At 42.0% G+C, this 672-nt stretch carries 1 protein-coding gene; it reads left to right on the top strand.

Annotated features, from left to right (window positions below; translation table 11 throughout):
- On the top strand, positions 1-672 hold a 672-nt coding region (locus tag H5S10_RS00020; RefSeq protein ID WP_407657683.1), incomplete at both ends, for a mucin-binding protein.

Genomic DNA, 672 nt, shown 5'->3' on the forward strand with positions numbered 1-672 from the left:
GTAAGCCAGGTAGCGCCATTGATTACAGTACAGCTGATCAAATCAAGGAACTTGAGAACCAAGGCTATGTTCTTGTCAGTGATGGTTTCCCAGCTGGGGCGGTATTTGATAATGATGACAATACTACGCAAACTTATACAGTTGTTTTGAAGCATGGAACTCAACCAGTTAACCCTAACGAACCAGGTAAGCCAGGTGAACCAATTAATCCTAGTGATCCAGATGGTCCTAAGTTCCCACAAGGTTCTGACCAAGTGACAAAGAGCGTTACGCGGACAATTCAATATGTGGATGAAAATGGCAATAAGATCAGTGAACCAGTTGAACAAACTGCTAACTTCATTGGTGAAGGTGTCATTGACAAGGTAACTGGTCAATGGATTACACCGATTACTTGGAGTGGTAATGGTAACTTGAATGGTGAAAAGACACCGGTTGTTGATGGGTACCATGTTGTACGAGTAAGTCGTGATAGTAGTGATAATGTCAATGTTGATGCAACAACTGTTAACCACAATACTGACAATTACACGGTTACTGTAAGTTATGCTAAGAATGGTAAGATTGTGCCAGTTGACCCAGATGGAAATCCAATTCCAAATGTACCAACCCCACAATACCCAACTGATCCAAGTGATCCAACTAAGGTAACGCCAAATGAACCGGTACCAA

Source organism: Limosilactobacillus balticus (assembly GCF_014145615.1).
In the GTDB taxonomy this organism is placed as follows: Bacteria; Bacillota; Bacilli; order Lactobacillales; family Lactobacillaceae; genus Limosilactobacillus; species Limosilactobacillus balticus.